Genomic DNA, 18071 nt, shown 5'->3' on the forward strand with positions numbered 1-18071 from the left:
GCTCAAAAGGCTCCTTGAATATGTTCAATTTGAGTCGTTGCCCCATCCAAGGATATTTCAACGGCAATGACATCAAAGCGAATGGAGTTCTCATATTTTTGAAAGCGATGCAAGTAAAATTGCGCCGTTTCTTTCACTTTCATTTGCTTACGGACATCAACGGATTCTTTGGCGGTTCCAAAGCGGCCGGTAGACCGTCTTGTTCTGACCTCAATAAATACGAGCGTACCTGCTTGTTCAGCAACGATATCCAGTTCTCCCGTACGACAGCGCCAGTTCCGCTCCAGAATCCGATAATCCTTGCTGATCAACAATGCCTCCGCCGCATCTTCGCCAAGCTTGCCAAGCTGCTTCCTGTTATCTTTCCCTGGTTCTTTCATTATCTGTCCCTCTGGGTTCGCATCCGGTTATCCGATCGATAGATAAAGCTTAGCACTTCAGCCACCAACTGATAGAGCTCAGGAGGAATTTCCTGATCCAGGTCCAGCTTGGATAATACTTCGACTAAGGAAGAATCTTCTTGAACAGGAATCCCGTTATCCTTGGCCTTTTGTAAAATAGCTTCAGCCACATGGCCTTTACCTTTGGCAATCAGGGTTGGAGCCTTCTGCGCTTCAGGGGAGTAGCGAAGCGCTACGGCCTTCTTGATCGGCGTAGGTTCAGGTGTTCCCGCTGGATTCTTTTGCTTGGTCATGCCCGAAAATCTACCCCCTTATACGTTTTGGGGAGGTAGAGCGAGCGAAGATCTGCCCGACCATCTGTCACACCCTTCACTTTCCCCTCATCCTCGTTGCTTACAGGCTGTGGATAGGGTGAACATTTCAACGAAATAAACTGGTACCCCGCTTTGTTCATCGCTGATGTTATTTCTTCCTTGGACTCCTCCATCATAGGAGCCAAGGCCGGATGATCATTATGAATCGTCAATGAGACGATCTTATTAACAACATGTACGTCCACTAACGTATTCCCCATGACTTTCATTTGTAGATCGAACAATAAGCGACAGTTGCTTGCGTCTACTTCACCGCGTTTCCCTTTGTGGGATTGAATATGAACGGCTGCAGATTGCTGACCTGTTCCATCCATAAAAGGAACAAACAAGGTCATATGGGCAAACATGGCGGTTTTGTCACCAGTCAACATCAGCTGTTGACCCGTGATTTGCCCGACCGCTTGCTGCGCCGCCTCTCTGAGCGGCGCCGGTGTATCGCTAGAAGCTGTGAGCTGCAAAAGCAAGCTCTTCAAGGTCTCAGCAGCTGCGGGCTTGGCCGTATCGTCCTGCTGAGAAGCCATGGCGATCAGGTTCGGCAGCTGATCGTCCTTAGGGAGCCGGCCTCGCTGCATGATCTCTCCGCGCTCATCCAGCTTCGCTGCCAGATGAGCCTCATGCTCCACACCGACGGCTTTGAGCATCCTGCTGATCCAGTTAGGCTCTGGATCAGCCTCGGGCTCCTGAGGCGCACTGCTGCGCGCCTCTAACGGCTCCGCCGCCTTCTGCTTCGCAGGCGGCTCCTGCACTGGCGAACCCGCCACCGGCGGTTCGCCTTCAGCCGGAGGCACAGCGCTTCGCGCCTGTGCCTCCGGCATGGCCGCCCTCGCGGTGCGGGCGGCCTGCGGTTCCGCCGCCGGCTGCGCCGGGGCGGCGACAGGCTCCCCGCCCACTGCATCGGGCGGGGCGGTTACGGCAGCGGCCACAGGCGCGCTGCCGACACGCGGCGGCGGCCCTGCGGGAGCCGCCGTGCCGCTGGCGCCAGCCTGCGCAGCAGCTGGCGGTGCCGGGGCCGCCGGAGTCTCCGGCGGCCGTGCGGGCCACACAGCTGCGGCGGAAGCCCGCAGCTCTCTAAGCAGCGCGACGACCTGCTTCGCGGTGTCGGCTGCGGGATGCTCCGGCTGCTGCTCCAGCAGGTTCGCAGCCAGCTGCTCAAGCTGCTCCAGCACCTTCCCTACTGGAGGGCCGGAAGTAACCTGTCTTAAGGCCCCTACTGTTTCTTGTGTAAGGGGCAAACCCTTTTTGTGGGCTAGTACAGCAGCTTGCGCCCATTCTTCCTTATTCACACCATCAGGAATGTTACTCATCAAAGCTTCAAAAGCTTTTACCGTTTCCTTGGATACAGGAACACCTTCCTGCTGCATGAGCTGAACCATTTGCCGATTGCCGGCCGTATCCTTAACCGAAAAGGCTTTGAGCAGATCACCGAGGGAATCTTCTGTAATCTGTACATCCGACGACGTCAACGGCTTCATCATAATTTGTCCGCCGCTTGATTCCGGTTGAACCTGCAGGTAAGTCACATCTCCTTGCTTAAGAGGAGTTTCCAGTTTGGCTCTGACTTGTACGCCGCTTATATTAAGTAATGCTTCTTGATCGCTAAGCAGTTGAAGAACGACACCTTTGACAACTTGTCCTACTTTTAGTTCAAGCACCTTGCTATCCGAAGCCGTTAAATCACCCACCAAGCTGCGAATCAATCCACTTATGTTCATCCCGTTCACCTCAAATCTTTCTATCTCTTATGTATATTATCGGCTGCTTCTCGCCATTTCTGAATAAGATGAAGTCAGATGAAGTCCAGTTCCAATTGTTCAGACTGCGGCTGCGTTTCTTTCTCTTCCAGCTGCGCCATCACTTTGCGTATAAATAATTTACGGTGGAGCGCCGTCGGACCATAGCGCAATAACATCTCTCTATGGTGCTTTGTGGCATAACCCTTATGTACCGCGAGTCCGTACTCGGGATATTGCTCATCCCAATCAGCGCACATCCGATCCCTCGTCACCTTGGCGATAATCGATGCCGCTGCAATAGATTGACTTAATGCATCTCCATGTATAATAGCCGTTTGTGGAATTTCCAAATCTACTTTCTCTGCATCCACAAGTAAATAATCCGGTACTTGGCTCAACTGCTCGACAGCCTGCTTCATGGCTAATCTAGCTGCTTGTTTAATATTTATCGCTTGTATTTGATCAACATCAACAATGCCAACCCCTACTGCTAGAGCTTCGCTCATAATTTGTTCATAGAGGGCCTCCCGTTTTTTCTCAGAGAGCTTCTTGGAATCATTTACCCCATCCAATACATACCCTTGCGGAAGAATGACAGCTGCCGCAACGACATCTCCGAATAAACATCCTCTTCCTACCTCATCAATCCCGGCAACAAGGCTGAATCCTTGCTCCCATACTTCTTTTTCGTGCTCCAGCAATGGCTTTCGCCCCTTTCCATCTCATCATTATAAGGGATTGCCGCTTCGCCAAGCTATACCCATTTTTTTCAGCAAAAAACCACCTCCGCCCCGCCTTAACAGCTCGGTCCGAAAGTGGCTTTTTATATTTCTCGTATTACTGAGGCTTTTCCAAGGAAATACGCCCCATTTTACCTGCTCGAAGATCACGGATGATAATTAAGGATGCTTTATCCAGATCCACTTTACCACCACTCACAATGGCTCCGCGCTTCCGACCGATTGCCTCCATTACCTTAACCACTTCGTGCACATTCTCCATATCCTCCGGAAGGTCGGTTACTCCGAATCGCTCTTGAAGAGCGGCACTATAATGTTCAACCATATAGCGAACAACAAAAAGGGCAATTTCATCCAAATGCAGCAATTCTTCTTTAATCGCTCCGGTCGCTGCAAGACGCTGACCAACCAATTGATCCTCGAATTTCGGCCACAAAATACCTGGCGTATCCAGCAAGTCCATTTCCGTTCCGACTTTGATCCACTGTTGACCTTTGGTAACACCCGGTTTATCACCGGTTGCTGCGATTTTTTTACCCGCCAACTGATTGATAAGCGTTGACTTCCCAACGTTCGGAATGCCGACGATGAGCGCCCTTACAGCACGAGGATTAATCCCTTTACTAAGTTGACGTTCAATCTTATCTGCCCAAAGCTGTTTCACGCGGGGTAAAATTTCTTTGGTCGCTGTTCCAGTAGCTGCATCAATTGGCAAAGCAGGCAGTCCTTGTTCAGCAAAATACTTCACCCATTGCGCTGTCACTTGGGGATCCGCCAAATCGGTTTTATTCAAAAGGACCAAACGGGGTTTGCCCTTCAAAATTTCATCTACCATCGGGTTCCGGCTGGAGAGCGGTACGCGGGCATCCAAGAGCTCAATGACGACATCAATCAGCTTTAGCTTATCTTCAATCTGCCTTCGAGCTTTGGTCATGTGACCGGGAAACCATTGAATGGTCATTCTATTTCACCTCAAAAATGTATAAAACTAATTTTGTTCAGCGGCCAGAAAATAACTTCCGCACGGCCAACAATTTTTTCGAATGGAACGAAGCCTACACTTTTAGCACGGCTATCTTTCGAGTTCGGACGATTATCTCCCATTGCAAAAAGCTCCCCATCCGGCACTTTCGTTTCCGGGAAATCTGACAATGTGTTATAAGCATGTCCTTCTTTATTCGCTTGTTCGATGGCTTCCTTGATAAATGGCTGATCAATCTCTTGGCCGTTAATAAACACTTTATCGCCTGTTACTTTAACGGTTTCACCTGGGAGTGCAATTACACGCTTAATGTAATCTTTCCCTTCAGGCGCATGGAAAACGATCACTTCTCCCCGTTTCGGTGCGCGAATATCATAGACAATTTTATTGACAATGAGTCGCTCGCCAGTAGAAAAATTCGGACGCATGGAATCACCATCGACAATGAAAGGCGAGAACAGGAACCAGCGAATAATAATAACGAGCACGCCCGCGATTACTAATGCTTTAATCCATTCCCAAGTTTCGCTTTTTGCTGTTTTTACAGGTTTTGCTGATACAGCTTCCGCGGTCGTAACTGAGCTTACTCTAGGCTGATCTTGCTCATTCTGTTCCATCACTGATTGCCTCTTTTCCAGTTTTGGTTTTATGTATATAGTTTGCCCTGTAAAAATGAAAAGGAGACTTGCCTAAACAAGCCCCCCGTTTTCTTATCGAATTTCTTTGATTCTTGCTGCTTTACCACGAAGACCACGCAGATAATAAAGTTTCGCACGACGAACTTTACCACGGCGAGCCACTTCAATCTTCTCAATCTTCGGAGAATGGAATGGGAAAGTTCTTTCCACACCCACACCGTAAGAAATTTTACGAACTGTAAACGTTTCGCTGATTCCACCGCCGTGGCGTTTAATAACAACACCTTCGAACAGCTGAATACGCTCACGTGTACCCTCGATAACTTTTACGTGTACTTTAAGTGTGTCTCCTGGACGGAAATTAGGAATATCCGTACGGAGTTGCTCTTTCGTAATCTCTTGAATAAGATTCATAGTTGACTCCCTCCTTCCACACAGGTGTTCATTCCGCTTATCTACATAGTATGTCTTAGCTGTTATGCGTAGAGGACCACCAGACTCGAACTGTTGAAAAATTCACAACAGAATATATATTATCATAGACAGAAAAGAAATTCAATAGAGAAGTTTTTGGGGGCTACTTCACTTGTTTTTCTCTTGCCATTCCATGATCCAAACCTTTTCTTCTTTGGTCAGCTCTCTACCTTCCAGCAAATCAGGACGGCGCTCAAGCGTACGATGGATGGATTCCTTACGGCGCCAACGCTTCACGTTCTCATGATGTCCTGATAAAAGCATTTCAGGCACTTCCCACTCTCTAAATTTAGCCGGCCTTGTATAGTGCGGGTATTCCAGCAGGCCTGTCGAGAACGAATCGGTCACCGCTGACATCTCATTGCCAAGCACACCTGGCAAAAGCCTCACTACGCTGTCTATAACGACCATAGCAGGCAATTCACCGCCAGTTAATACATAATCACCTATGGACAGCTCATCGGTCACCAGATACTGCCTAATGCGTTCATCGTAGCCCTCATAGTGACCGCAAATAAACACAAGATGCTCTTCACTTGAGAGTTCTTCGGCAATTTTCTGCGAAAACGGCTTACCCTGCGGACACATGAGAATGACGCGCGGTTTAGCAGGTACTTCTCCTGCCTCTTGATGTTTAGGCAAAGCTTCAACTGCGGCAAAGATCGGTTCTGGCTTGAGGACCATTCCACCGCCGCCACCGTAGGGATAATCATCTACCGTATTGTGTTTGTTATTGGAATACTCACGAAAATTCACGGTATTTAGACTAACAATTCCCTTGTCACGAGCTTTCCCCAAAATGCTCGACGAAAATACCCCGTCAAACATTTCCGGAAACAAGGTCAATACATCGATTCTCATTCCATTAGTCCTTCCATCAAATGAATCCGGATTGTTTTAGCAGCAACATCCACATCCAGGATCACATCATCGATCACAGGAAGCAGCAGCTGTTTGCCTTTTGGCAAGTCCACAACCCAAACGTCATTTGCACCAGGCGTCAACACCTCGGAAATTAACCCTAGCTCTTGGCCTTCTTCCGTTATGACCTTGCAGCCAATAATTTCGTGGTAATAGTATTCTCCCTCTTCCAAGGGCTGTTGATTCTTGGCTTCGATTTTTAGCAATGAACCTTTGAATTTCTCAACCTCATTAATATTGCTGAACTGTGTAAATTGGACGATAAAAACATTTTTATGTAAGCGGGAGGTTTGAACCGTCACCGGCGTTTGCTTATTTTGAGGGTCAACAATAATTAAGGCATTTCCTTTGTCAAAGCGTTCTGGAAAATCCGTTTCCGGCACTATTTTCAATTCCCCACGAATCCCGTGGGTATTTGCGATTTTACCAACAGTTATGAGTTTCTCGGTCATTTGCGCTTGCCCAACCTCCACTATAATTTACCTTTCAAGACCATATAAGAAAAAGGTTAGGAACTGAATCCTAACCTGGTTTCTTATGAAACGATTTCAACGGCTACCCGCTTCGTTTCTTTCACTGCTGCTGACGTGACGACTGTGCGGAGCGATTTCGCAATCTTGCCCTGCTTCCCGATCACTTTACCGACATCGTCGGGGTGAACAGACAGCCTGTACTCAATTTTGTCATCCTTCTCCACGACAGCGACACGTACTTCTTCCGGATGATCTACAAGAGCCTTAGCAATAACGGTGATAAGATCCTTCATGAACCCACCCTCCGAAAGTTAACAGATTACTTCTGTAATTTCAGCTCGTGAAACTTAGTCATCAAACCTGCTTTGGAGAACAGACTGCGAACTGTATCGGACGGTTGAGCGCCAGTTTGAAGCCATTTCAGCGCTTTTTCCTCATCAAGGTTTACAGCTGCTGGTTCTGCAATCGGGTTATAAGTTCCGATTTCTTCGATAAAACGACCATCACGTGGGGAACGGGAATCCGAAACCACCACACGGTAGAAAGGAGCTTTATGAGCGCCTACACGTTTAAGACGAATACGTACTGCCATGAAAAATCACCTCCTACTTAGAATAAAAAGCATTATTTAAAAGGGAAATTTAAATCCCTTGCCTAACTTCTTCATGCCTTTGGCGCCCTTCGGCCCCATCATGCCTGAAAATTGCTTCATCATTTTGCGCATATCATCGAACTGCTTAATGAAACGGTTGACCTCTTGTACCGAGTTCCCGCTTCCTAGTGCAATCCGCTTGCGGCGGTTTGCATTTAGCAGCTCAGGCTTGCGTTTCTCTTCCTTGGTCATCGACTTCACAATCGCTTCAACACGCGCCATCTGTTTGTCGTCGACTTTCATATCTTTCATGCCTTTGATCTTGTTCGCGCCTGGCAGCATCTCCAGGATCTGATCAAGCGGCCCCATCTTCTTCACTTGCTCCATTTGATCAAGGAAATCCTCGAAGGTGAATTCGGCGTTGCGCATTTTGCGCTCCATTTCTTTCGCCTTGTCCATATCGATTCCAGCTTGCGCTTTCTCAATCAAAGTAAGCATATCGCCCATGCCAAGAATTCTTGACGCCATGCGATCCGGGAAAAATGGTTCTAATGCATCCATCTTTTCGCCGCTTGCTACGAATTTAATCGGGCAACCTGTTACCGCCTTGACAGATAACGCGGCACCACCACGGGTATCGCCATCCAACTTGGTAAGTACGACACCTGTAAGCTCCAGCTGCTGATGGAAACTCTCCGCGACATTGACAGCATCCTGCCCCGTCATCGCATCTACAACTAGCAAGATTTCATCAGGCTCAACGACGGAACGAACATTTTTCAGCTCATCCATCAAGTTCTCATCAATATGCAGACGACCCGCAGTATCAATGATCACATAATCATTGCCATTATCTTTGGCGTGTTGCAGACCTGCTTTTGCAATTTCAACAGGATTTACTTGATCTCCTAGTGAAAAAACAGGAACTTTTAACTGATCGCCGAGTACTTCCAACTGCTTGATTGCCGCAGGACGATAAATGTCACACGCAACCAACAGCGGTCTATGGTTCTGTTTAAGGAGCATCTTAGCCAGTTTACCTGACGTCGTCGTTTTACCTGCCCCTTGTAAACCTGCCATCATAATGACAGTCGGCGGTCGATTGGATCGAGCTAGCTTACTTTGTGTCCCACCCATCAATGCCGTGAGCTCTTTGTTAACAATATCGATAACGACCATGCCCGGTGTAAAGGACTTCAGCACTTCTTGTCCGATAGCTTGTTCCTTCACCTTAGCAATAAAGTCTTTCACCACTTTAAAGTTAACGTCCGCTTCAAGCAGAGCGAGTCTGACCTCGCGAAGCGCTTCGCCTACATCTTCTTCCGTCAGCTTACCTTTGCTTCTCAGCTTGCCGAATACGTTCTGTAATCGGTTGGCTAATCCTTCAAATGCCATGCGCTTCACCTCCTGCTTACACTTTTTAATCGATCCCTATTATTGTATCAAAAAGCTCCGCTGTTTTCCTCTTTAGCTCAGGTTCACAACCATCCAGCATGTGATCCAGCTCAGTGCGCAGCTTCATGCGTTGTTCATGCTTATGTAACAGATGCAGTTTAGCTTCATATTCCTGTAAAGTTAACTCTGCTCGTTTTATATGTTCATACACCGCTTGGCGGCTTATTTCGAAATTCTCAGCAATCTCTCCGAGAGAGTAATCATCATGAAAATACAATTGAAGGAAAGTTCTCTGCTTCTCGGTTAAAAGTGGTTCATAGAAATCAAATAACAGATTAATGCGATTGGTTTTCGCAAGCATTTGATCGACAGTCATGAACCCACCTCCGTAAAGGTTGCACCCTTGACACCAGCACAACAGAACCTATCATACTGAATTCCAAGATGAATGTCAAGCGTTTTACCTTGTCAGTTCGCAAACAAAAAAATCCCCCTCTAACCGACTGCCGGCAGAGGAGAATTTATTCCGACTATTCTTCTTTTTGCTCGCCGATCCATTTGCCAAATAAGGCATGCACGAACTGCTCAGAGTCGAATGGCTGAAGATCATCCATTTTTTCACCGAGACCGACAAACTTCACAGGCAGGGATAGTTCCTGACGGATCGCTACCACGATGCCACCCTTGGCTGTTCCGTCAAGCTTGGAGAGCACTAGTCCGGTCAATCCGGTTTTGTCACCAAACAGCTTAGCCTGGCTAAGCGCATTTTGACCTGTTGTCGCATCAAGCACAAGGATAACCTCATGAGGAGCATCCGGTACTTCACGCTGGATAACGCGGTAAATTTTGTTCAGCTCTTCCATCAGGTTCACTTTATTTTGCAGGCGTCCTGCCGTGTCACAGAGCAAAATATCCACGCCGCGGGTTTTGGCTGCTTGCACAGCATCATACATAACCGCAGCAGGATCAGCCCCGGACTGCTGCTTAATCACATCAACGCCGACACGCTGTCCCCAAGTCTCCAGCTGCTCAATCGCCCCGGCACGGAATGTATCACCGGCAGCCATGAGCACTTTTTTCCCTTGGGATTTAAACATGTGCGCCATTTTACCAATCGTTGTCGTCTTCCCAACGCCATTGACGCCTACGAACAAGATAACTGACAAACCATTAGGGTTTAAATTCAGGCCTGCATCCGCGTCACCTTTCAGCAGTTCGATCAGTTTTTCCGAAAGAATAGGCTGCAGCTCTGCGGGATCTTCAATCTTGCGTTTTTTCACTTCTGCACGAAGCTGATCAATGAGCTTAAGAACCGTGTTTACGCCTACGTCCGCGCCAATCAGAATTTCTTCCAGCTCTTCATAGAAATCTTCATCAATCTTTTTGCGGCGGCTAAATAAGTCATCGACACGCTCAACGAATACATCTCTCGTTTTGCTTAGTCCCTCTTTGAACTTATTCGTGACCGCTTCGGCCTTGCTCGAAATGCTCTCTTTTAACCGTTTAAAAAAACTCATAGTTCCTCCCAAGAATAAACAACTTCGCCGCCCCAATGGGGCGAGCGCGTTTGTCAAAATTTAAAACTCATTAAGATGCTGACATTTCCGCTTCCTCATCTTCCAATCGAACAGAAACGAGCTTGGAAACGCCGCCCTCTTGCATGGTTACACCGTATAGCACGTCAGCCTCTTCCATCGTTCCTTTGCGGTGGGTGACGACGATAAATTGCGTCATTTCCGAGAATTCACGCAAATATTCCGCAAAACGGGATACGTTCGCCTCGTCCAAGGCAGCTTCTACTTCATCCAGTACGCAGAAAGGAACCGGCTTGACCCGAATGATTGAGAACAACAGCGCAATTGCCGTAAGCGCGCGTTCTCCCCCTGATAAGAGCTGAAGATTTTGCAGCTTTTTGCCAGGCGGCTGGGCGACGATTTCAATCCCCGTATCCAGCATATTTTCCGGCTCTGACAAGATCAAATCCGCGCGTCCTCCACCAAACAATTTGGAGAAAACAACGCCAAAATGCGAACGAATGGCATCAAAAGTTGTCTTGAAGCGCTTGGACATCTCCTGATCCATCTCGCGAATAACCTGATAGAGCGTAGTTTTGGCTTCGATCAAATCATTTTTTTGCGCACTCAAAAACTCATAACGCTCGGAGATCCTCGCAAATTCCTCGATCGCACCGAGGTTGACTTCGCCTAGGGAGGCAATTTCGCGTTTAATCTCACGCACTTTGCTCTGCGTACCCTGGATATCTTCCGGAACCGGATAACGTTCTTTGGCCAGCTCGTAGCTAAGCTCGTATTCTTCGCCAAGCTTTTTCAGCAAATTTTCCAGCTCAACATCCAGACGAGTTACTCTTACTTCGGTTTGATGCAAGCTTTCTTCAACCTGCTTTAACTGTACGCGCTGTGCACGCGTTTCATTCTCTTCCTGCTCAAGCTTTTGCAACCATTCGGTTCGCTCCGCTCGTTTGAAATCAATGCTCTCTGTGCACTGCTGCTTCTTCAGTTTGAGATCGTTAAGCAATTCTACTTGAAGGACCGTTTCCTGTTCAAGAGCGCTCATATCCTGCTCCAGCTGCTGCAGTAGCCCACGGTTCATCTCCATCTCTCGATCGGACTCGCTAAGATCTTGCTGCAACCGCCGCTGCTGATCTTGAAGAGACTGCTTCTCTTGGGAAATGGAAGCCACCTTCACTTTGAGATCCGTCAGCTGCCCTTGCAGCTCTTCTTTCTCGGATTCGCTGGCTTTCCGCGAACTTTCGGCATCACGGATTGCTTGCTGCAAGGAAGCTTCTTCTTCCTGCAGCTCGGCAAGCGCCGCTTCGGACTCTGTTTTCCTGCGTCCAAGATCAGCTTGCTCTTCCAGCAACGCCCCCCTGTCTTGGCTATCCAGGGAAAGCTGCTCCTCCACCGTGCGGTTCTCCGCTTCTAGTGGATTTAATTCCGCGCGGATTTGCTGCTCTTCAATACGCTTTTGCTCGCCTAGTTGGCGAAGCTGCTCCACAGCCATCATCTCATCCGTAATTTCACGTTTCATGACGCTGGTCTGACCACGCAAACCACTTAGCTGCTGCTCCGAATGTTTGATTTCATTATCCAACTCTTCAATTTGGCGCTGACGGCCTAGCAGATTTGTTGACTTTTTCTGCAAACTCCCCCCCGTCATCGATCCTCCGGGATTGACCACATCGCCTTCTAACGTCACAACCCGATAACGATATTGTGCTTTTGCAGCAATATGATTCGCATCTTCTAACGTTTGGGCAACAACCACATTGCCTAGAAGACTAGAGAAAATGTTTTGATAAGTAGAATCAAACGATACTAGATCTACTGCGATACCTACAAAACCTTTTGCCGATCTGAGAGAATTGATCTCGTTGTCCGAAATCGAACGCCCGCGGATAACATTCATCGGCAAGAACGTAGCCCGTCCCATTTGACGGCGTTTCAAGAACGCAATCGCTTCACGCCCATCGGCTTCCGTTTCGACGACGATATTTTGTAAAGCCCCGCCTAAAGCGGTTTCAATCGCGATCTCCACATCTGCCGGCACTTTCACGAGTTCGGCGACAGCACCGCGAATCCCCCGCAAATCCTTGCGGCTTTTCGCTTTAAGCACCTCTTTGACACCTTGCATAAAGCCGTCGTAATCGTTGGCCATTTCTTTCATGGTGTCGCGGCGTGATGTCAGTGCATCCAACTTCTGTTCCCATTTGCGGACCATGCCCAACGCATCATCAAGCAAGCCCTGCTTATTTTTCATACTTTGCGTCAGCTGGACATACTGCTGTCTGGTGTCTTCGATTTCCTTAACCGTTGTTTCCAGTTTTAACGTTAATTCTTGCTTGCGGACGGTGATTTTCTCGCGCTGCTCCGCCCATTTCTGCCGCTCATCGTCAAGCCTTTCCAGCCTGCGCCCGATACTTTCCGTTTGCTGCTCCGCATAACGAATTTCGTTCCGGGCTTGTGCCATCCGGTTTAAGGTCTCTAAGAGCTCACCCTTTAATTGATCTTCCGGCGAAGAGCTAATTCCACCGTTAACCCCTAGCAGCCGTTGTTCTTCAGCCGTCAGCTTGGCTTGAAATTCAAAAAGCTGCGCGCCGATTTGAATGATTTTCTCACGTTGTTCGCTAATCTCAGCTTCCTTGTCTATTTTGCGCTGTTCCTGCAAGGCAATTGTGCTGCTAAGCTGCTGGAAATTGGCAGCGTAATTTTTTTTACGCTCTTTGAGTACCTCGCCGTGCCCTTCGCATTTCTCGAATTCCTCGCTCAGAACAAGCAAACTTTCTTGAAGCTTCTCCAGCTCCTCTTCCAGCCTGCGCGTTTCCCACCGATGCTTCTCCAAATGCGCATCATGCTGATTCACAATGGTTGAAAGCTCTGTCTGCTCCTTTACGAGCTTCTCGAGCTTCTGCAAAGCTTCATTCCATGAGATATAGATTTGATCAATCTGATGAACATACATGGCAATCTCACTGCTTTTGAGCGTTTCACGCAGCTCCTTGTAACGAATCGCTTTCTCCGATTGCTCACGCAGTGGTTCAATTTGATCCTCTAATTCTGAAACCAAATCATGAATCCTGAGCAGATTTTGCTCGGTATCACTTAACTTCTTTTCCGCTTCCTTTTTACGCGATTTATATTTAACAATCCCCGAGGCTTCTTCAAAAATACCACGGCGATCCTCTGATTTCGTACTAAGAATTTCTTCAATACGTCCTTGTCCGATAATCGAATACGCTTCTTTCCCGATTCCCGTATCCATGAACAATTCCGTTATATCTTTCAAGCGGCAGGGCTGCTTATTGATTAAATATTCGCTTTCCCCACTCCTATGTACTCGGCGAGTAACCGTTACTTCATTGAAATCCAGCGGAAGCGATTGTGACGTGTTATCCAGTGTCAGCGATACTTCGCCATAATTGACCGCCCGGCGCGCATCACTACCCGCAAAAATAACATCCTCCATTTTACCGCCACGCAAAGACTTCGCGCTTTGTTCCCCCAGTACCCACCGGATACCGTCGGAAATATTACTTTTTCCGCTCCCATTCGGACCTACAACCGCGGTGATACCGCGCACAAATTCCAGCTCCGTCCGGTCTGCGAAAGACTTAAACCCGGATAATTCAATCCGTTTTAAAAACATGGTCTCACCTCAGAAATTATTGTAACATATCCCTTCTAAAAATAAGAGAAAAAAACAAAAAAGGCAGCCTCAGCTGCCTCTTTATGCTATATGACTTACCGCTGAACGGTCACATTCAATTTCAACAAAGCTTGCGCAGCAGCTTGCTGCTCAGCTTCTTTCTTGGAACGTCCCGCTCCGGTTCCTAGAAGGTCGGCATCCATGTGTACTTCAGCTACAAACTCACGCTCATGCGCAGGTCCCCGTTCATTCACGATCCGGTATTCCAGAGAACCCATTCCATGATGCTGAGTATGCTCTTGCAGCTGAGTCTTGTAATCAATAACGAGCAACTTACCTTCACTGGAGATATTTGCAAATACATATTTCTTCAAAAAACCTTTGACAACATCTATGCCTTGATCCAAATATAAAGCACCAATGAAGGATTCAAAAACATCGGCAAGAAGAGCCGGACGGTTGCGTCCACCAGTCAACTCTTCGCCTTTACCAAGTAATACAAATGCGCCAAAATCCAAATCTTCAGCAAACGTAACGAGTGACGGCTCACAAACAATCGATGCGCGCAGCTTCGTCAACTCGCCCTCCGAACGCCCGGGATAAGAATCATATAAAAATTCCGAAACGGTTAATTCCAATACGGCATCTCCTAAAAATTCCAGACGCTCGTTATCTTTATGTCCGGCAATACGATGCTCATTCACATAAGAAGAATGGGTAAAAGCTTGCTTCAGCAGCTCTGACTTTCGAAATGTGATGCCAATCCGCTGCTGCAATTCCTTAACATTGCGGTTCATTGCTTAATTCACCACCCAGAGAGAATGCTATTTCGTTATCTTTCTTCGCAGGCAGGCAAATTATGCTTGGAACCTTTTCATAATAATCGTTGCATTGTGACCGCCAAAACCAAATGAATTGGACATCGCAATATCAACTTTTGCTTGTCGTGCTTGGTTCGGTACATAATCCAAATCACATTCCGGATCTTGGTTCACCAGATTAATCGTTGGTGCAATCAAGCTGTTAGCGATTGTCAGACCACAGATTACGGCTTCAACGCCTCCGGCAGCTCCAAGCAAGTGCCCTGTCATAGACTTCGTAGAACTAACCGCTACTTTGTACGCATGATCGCCAAGCGCTTTCTTGATCGCTGTTGTTTCCGACTTATCACCAACTGGTGTTGATGTTCCGTGAGCATTAATGTAAGAAATCTCATCTGGCGAAATGCCAGCATCCTTGATCGCTTTCACCATACAACGTGCTGCTCCGTCCGGATCCGGATCTGTCATGTGATAGGCGTCACCGCTCATCCCATATCCGATGACTTCCGCATAGATGCGTGCCCCACGCTGTTCCGCATGTTCAAGTGACTCCAGAATCAGAACGCCTGATCCTTCGCCCATAACGAAACCGTCACGGTCCGTATCAAATGGACGGCTTGCCAAATGCGGCTCATCATTGCGAGTGGACATCGCGCGCAGCGCACAGAAACCAGCCACACCAATCGGCGTAATCGTCGCCTCTGCTCCGCCGCAGATCATTACGTCCGCGTCGCCGCGTTGAATCATTTTGAAGGAATCACCGATGGAATGCGTTCCTGTGGCACAAGCTGTCACCGCTGTGGAGTTCGGTCCTTTAGCCCCTGTAACCATCGAGATGTGGCCCGAAGCCATATTCGCAATCATCATTGGGATAAAGAACGGAGAAACACGTTTTGGACCTTTTTCCAAAAGGATTCTATGCTGCTCTTCCCACGTATTCAAACCGCCGATTCCAGAGCCAACGGAAACCCCGACGCGTTCTGGATCCGTATCCTCTTTCAGGTTCAAATTCGCGTCCTTCAGAGCGTTAAGAGCGCCTGCTACCGCGAACTGTACGAAACGGTCCATCCGACGGGATTCTTTGCGATCCACATAATCCTCAATATTAAAATCTTTCACTTCTGCTGCAATGCGTGTTGGGTATTCGCTTACATCAAAATTCTCGATCAAGCTGACACCGGACTTACCGGCCGTCAAATTGCCCCAAAACGTATCCAACTCTTGACCAAGGGCAGTAACTACGCCCATACCTGTAATTACAACTCTTTTCATCTGTACCACCTTCTATGTAGTGAATCTTCATTTTTTAATTGACTAAGAATGGAGAGAAGTCCCGTCTTGATTAGAAACGGGACTCTGTAGACTATTACGTATGAGATTTTATGTAATTCGTAACTTCTCCTACTGTCGTAATCTTCTCAGCATCTTCATCTGAAATTTCTAAATCGAACTCATCTTCTAATTCCATCACTAATTCAACTACATCGAGAGAATCAGCACCAAGATCTTCTTTGAAAGATGCTTCGAGGGTGACTTCAGCTTCATCAACCCCTAGACGATCGACTACAATTCGTTTAACACGATCCAATACGTCGGACATCCGGTTCACCTCCTCTTTGGTATTATACGAGAATCTTTGACAGATTGCCAGTAGGCAATTTGGAGATTCTCTTTTTGGCGAATCTTACATGTACATGCCACCATCCACGTGAAGTGTTTGGCCTGTCATGTAGGATGCATCGTCGGATGCCAGGAAGCGAACAACCTTTGCGATTTCCTCGGGTTGACCAAGGCGCTCCAACGGAATTTGCTTCAACATTTGCTCGCGCATCTCGGCCGACAGCTTGTCGGTCATATCGGTTTCGATAAAACCTGGCGCCACCGCATTCACGGTAATGCCCCGAGTGGAAAGCTCCTTCGCCGTAGCCTTGGTTAAACCAATCACGCCGGCTTTGGCTGCTACATAGTTAGCCTGTCCCGGATTTCCGAGCACGCCGACTACAGAAGATATATTAATTATTCGACCGAATCTTTGCTTCATCATAGGACGTGTAACAGCTTTCACACAGTTAAATACACCCTTCAGATTCGTAGCAATGACTTGATCAAACTCTTCTTCCTTCATTCGCATGATTAGATTGTCTCTTGTGATACCTGCATTATTCACAAGAATATCAATCTTACCAAATTTTTCAATGGTTTGCTTAACTAATTCCTCGGACTCCTGATAGCTGCTCACGTCAGCACGGAGTTTGATGGCTTTGCGCCCCATTGCTTCAATTGCTGCTACTACTTCTTCAGCAGCGGCTTCACTTCCTGCATAATTTACAGCAACATCTGCGCCATGCTCAGCCAAATGCAAAGCAATCGCTCGGCCGATGCCTCGGGATGCCCCGGTTACCAGTGCTACTTTACCCGTTAGCATGTTATTGCACCTCCTGTAAATACTTCTCCAAAGCTTCGAGGCTGCCAATCGAAACGGTTTTGACCGTTTTATCGACCTTTTTGATCAGACCGGCAAGCACGGTTCCTGATCCTAGTTCAATAAACGTATCTACACCTTCGCTGATCAAGTACGCAATTGTGTCCTCCCATAATACAGGGGAATATACCTGTTCGACAAGCAAACCACGGATTTCTGCTGGAGCTGTAACAGGGCGTGCTGTAACGTTCGCCACAACGGGAACGGCTGCCTCGGTCATCTCGACGAATGCGAGCACGTCAGCGAGACGCTCCGAAGCCGGTTTCATCAGCGATGAGTGGAAAGGTCCGCTCACTTCAAGCGGGATCGCCCGCTTCGCACCCGCTTCTTTGCAGCGTTCGACAACCGCTTGCACACCTTCTTTGCTGCCCGATACGACAATCTGTCCCGGGCAGTTCACATTGGCGAGCTCCACGACGGAGCCGCCGCTAGTGATGGCCTTGCACAGCTCCGCAAGCGCTTCGCGCTCGGCTCCGAGCACGGCCGCCATCGCGCCCAGGCCGCCAGGGACGGCCTGCTCCATAAACTCACCGCGGGCCCGCACTGTGCGGACCGCGTCTTCAAAAGCGAGCACGCCGGCTGCGACGAGCGCGCTGTATTCACCCAGACTATGTCCAGCGACATAGTCTGGGGTGATGCCCGCAGCCTTGAATGCTTCCAAACAAGCGATGCTTGTTGTCAATAAGGCAGGCTGCGTGTGGTACGTGATCTTCAATTGGTCCTCCGGACCTTCGAAGATCAGATCAGACAAGGAAAAGCCCAGCGCTTCATTGGCGCGGTCATAATAAGCTTTGGCAGCCGGATGATTCGTGTATAAATCATGGCCCATCCCAACTGACTGCGAGCCTTGGCCAGGAAAAACAAACGCAATTTTACCCATAC

At 48.1% G+C, this 18071-nt stretch carries 20 protein-coding genes; all 20 read right to left on the reverse strand.

The window, feature by feature from the left end; genetic code table 11:
* Nucleotides 1-2 precede the first annotated feature (2 nt).
* The 20 genes from ACKTT9_RS22915 to fabD all read right to left on the reverse strand — a co-directional run bounded on the left by ACKTT9_RS22915 (nt 3) and on the right by fabD (nt 18069).
* The gene (locus ACKTT9_RS22915) at nt 3-380 is read right to left on the reverse strand and encodes a YraN family protein (RefSeq protein ID WP_407867764.1); all 378 of its coding nucleotides are present in this window, start codon (nt 378-380) and stop codon (nt 3-5) included.
* Nucleotides 380-694, reverse strand: a complete 315-nt coding sequence (locus tag ACKTT9_RS22920) for an EscU/YscU/HrcU family type III secretion system export apparatus switch protein (RefSeq protein WP_157321275.1) — start codon at nt 692-694, stop codon at nt 380-382. Before ACKTT9_RS22920 ends, ACKTT9_RS22915 begins: the two co-directional genes overlap by 1 nt.
* Nucleotides 691-2487, reverse strand: coding sequence for a hypothetical protein (locus ACKTT9_RS22925; RefSeq protein WP_407867765.1), 1797 nt, complete (start codon nt 2485-2487; stop codon nt 691-693). The genes ACKTT9_RS22920 and ACKTT9_RS22925 overlap by 4 nt, the downstream gene beginning before the upstream one ends.
* A gap of 74 nt (nt 2488-2561) precedes the next feature.
* The gene (locus tag ACKTT9_RS22930) at nt 2562-3209 is read right to left on the reverse strand and encodes a ribonuclease HII (protein WP_407867766.1); all 648 of its coding nucleotides are present in this window, start codon (nt 3207-3209) and stop codon (nt 2562-2564) included.
* A gap of 136 nt (nt 3210-3345) precedes the next feature.
* Nucleotides 3346-4209 (reverse strand): ribosome biogenesis GTPase YlqF, encoded by an 864-nt coding sequence (ylqF, locus tag ACKTT9_RS22935; protein WP_407867767.1) that lies wholly within the window; start codon nt 4207-4209, stop codon nt 3346-3348.
* Nucleotides 4210-4220: 11 nt separating this feature from the next.
* Nucleotides 4221-4847 (reverse strand): signal peptidase I, encoded by a 627-nt coding sequence (lepB, locus tag ACKTT9_RS22940; protein ID WP_407867768.1) that lies wholly within the window; start codon nt 4845-4847, stop codon nt 4221-4223.
* 93 nt (nt 4848-4940) lie between these two features.
* Nucleotides 4941-5282, reverse strand: a complete 342-nt coding sequence (rplS, locus tag ACKTT9_RS22945) for a 50S ribosomal protein L19 (RefSeq protein ID WP_127458434.1) — start codon at nt 5280-5282, stop codon at nt 4941-4943.
* A 168-nt stretch (nt 5283-5450) separates the two neighbouring features.
* Nucleotides 5451-6203, reverse strand: a complete 753-nt coding sequence (gene trmD, locus ACKTT9_RS22950; RefSeq protein WP_157321282.1) for a tRNA (guanosine(37)-N1)-methyltransferase TrmD — start codon at nt 6201-6203, stop codon at nt 5451-5453.
* The gene (gene rimM, locus ACKTT9_RS22955) at nt 6200-6715 is read right to left on the reverse strand and encodes a ribosome maturation factor RimM (RefSeq protein ID WP_157321284.1); all 516 of its coding nucleotides are present in this window, start codon (nt 6713-6715) and stop codon (nt 6200-6202) included. Before rimM ends, trmD begins: the two co-directional genes overlap by 4 nt.
* Nucleotides 6716-6798: 83 nt before the next feature.
* A complete protein-coding gene (locus tag ACKTT9_RS22960) occupies nt 6799-7029 on the reverse strand; it encodes a KH domain-containing protein (RefSeq protein WP_047672782.1) in 231 nt (76 codons plus the stop codon).
* 26 nt (nt 7030-7055) lie between these two features.
* A complete protein-coding gene (rpsP, locus tag ACKTT9_RS22965) occupies nt 7056-7328 on the reverse strand; it encodes a 30S ribosomal protein S16 (protein ID WP_127458431.1) in 273 nt (90 codons plus the stop codon).
* A 36-nt stretch (nt 7329-7364) separates the two neighbouring features.
* Nucleotides 7365-8723, reverse strand: coding sequence for a signal recognition particle protein (gene ffh / locus ACKTT9_RS22970; RefSeq protein WP_407867769.1), 1359 nt, complete (start codon nt 8721-8723; stop codon nt 7365-7367).
* Between the two features lie 25 nt (nt 8724-8748).
* Nucleotides 8749-9099 (reverse strand): putative DNA-binding protein, encoded by a 351-nt coding sequence (locus ACKTT9_RS22975; protein WP_127458429.1) that lies wholly within the window; start codon nt 9097-9099, stop codon nt 8749-8751.
* Nucleotides 9100-9253: 154 nt separating this feature from the next.
* Complete coding sequence (ftsY, locus tag ACKTT9_RS22980; protein ID WP_127458428.1) at nt 9254-10240, reverse strand: signal recognition particle-docking protein FtsY; 987 nt, start codon at nt 10238-10240, stop codon at nt 9254-9256.
* Between the two features lie 70 nt (nt 10241-10310).
* On the reverse strand, nt 10311-13886 hold the full coding sequence (smc, locus tag ACKTT9_RS22985; protein WP_407867770.1) for a chromosome segregation protein SMC: 3576 nt from the start codon (nt 13884-13886) through the stop codon (nt 10311-10313).
* Nucleotides 13887-13981: 95 nt separating this feature from the next.
* Nucleotides 13982-14683 (reverse strand): ribonuclease III, encoded by a 702-nt coding sequence (rnc, locus tag ACKTT9_RS22990; RefSeq protein WP_127458426.1) that lies wholly within the window; start codon nt 14681-14683, stop codon nt 13982-13984.
* Between the two features lie 60 nt (nt 14684-14743).
* On the reverse strand, nt 14744-15979 hold the full coding sequence (fabF, locus tag ACKTT9_RS22995; protein WP_407867771.1) for a beta-ketoacyl-ACP synthase II: 1236 nt from the start codon (nt 15977-15979) through the stop codon (nt 14744-14746).
* Nucleotides 15980-16073: 94 nt separating this feature from the next.
* On the reverse strand, nt 16074-16307 hold the full coding sequence (acpP, locus tag ACKTT9_RS23000; RefSeq protein WP_028558238.1) for an acyl carrier protein: 234 nt from the start codon (nt 16305-16307) through the stop codon (nt 16074-16076).
* Nucleotides 16308-16391: 84 nt separating this feature from the next.
* Nucleotides 16392-17132, reverse strand: coding sequence for a 3-oxoacyl-[acyl-carrier-protein] reductase (fabG, locus tag ACKTT9_RS23005; protein ID WP_315951141.1), 741 nt, complete (start codon nt 17130-17132; stop codon nt 16392-16394).
* A 1-nt stretch (nt 17133) separates the two neighbouring features.
* On the reverse strand, nt 17134-18069 hold the full coding sequence (fabD, locus tag ACKTT9_RS23010) for an ACP S-malonyltransferase (protein WP_407867772.1): 936 nt from the start codon (nt 18067-18069) through the stop codon (nt 17134-17136).
* Nucleotides 18070-18071: the final 2 nt, after the last annotated feature.

The organism is Paenibacillus sp. P36, from assembly GCF_045866505.1.
In the GTDB taxonomy this organism is placed as follows: Bacteria; Bacillota; Bacilli; order Paenibacillales; family NBRC-103111; genus Paenibacillus_E; species Paenibacillus_E chondroitinus.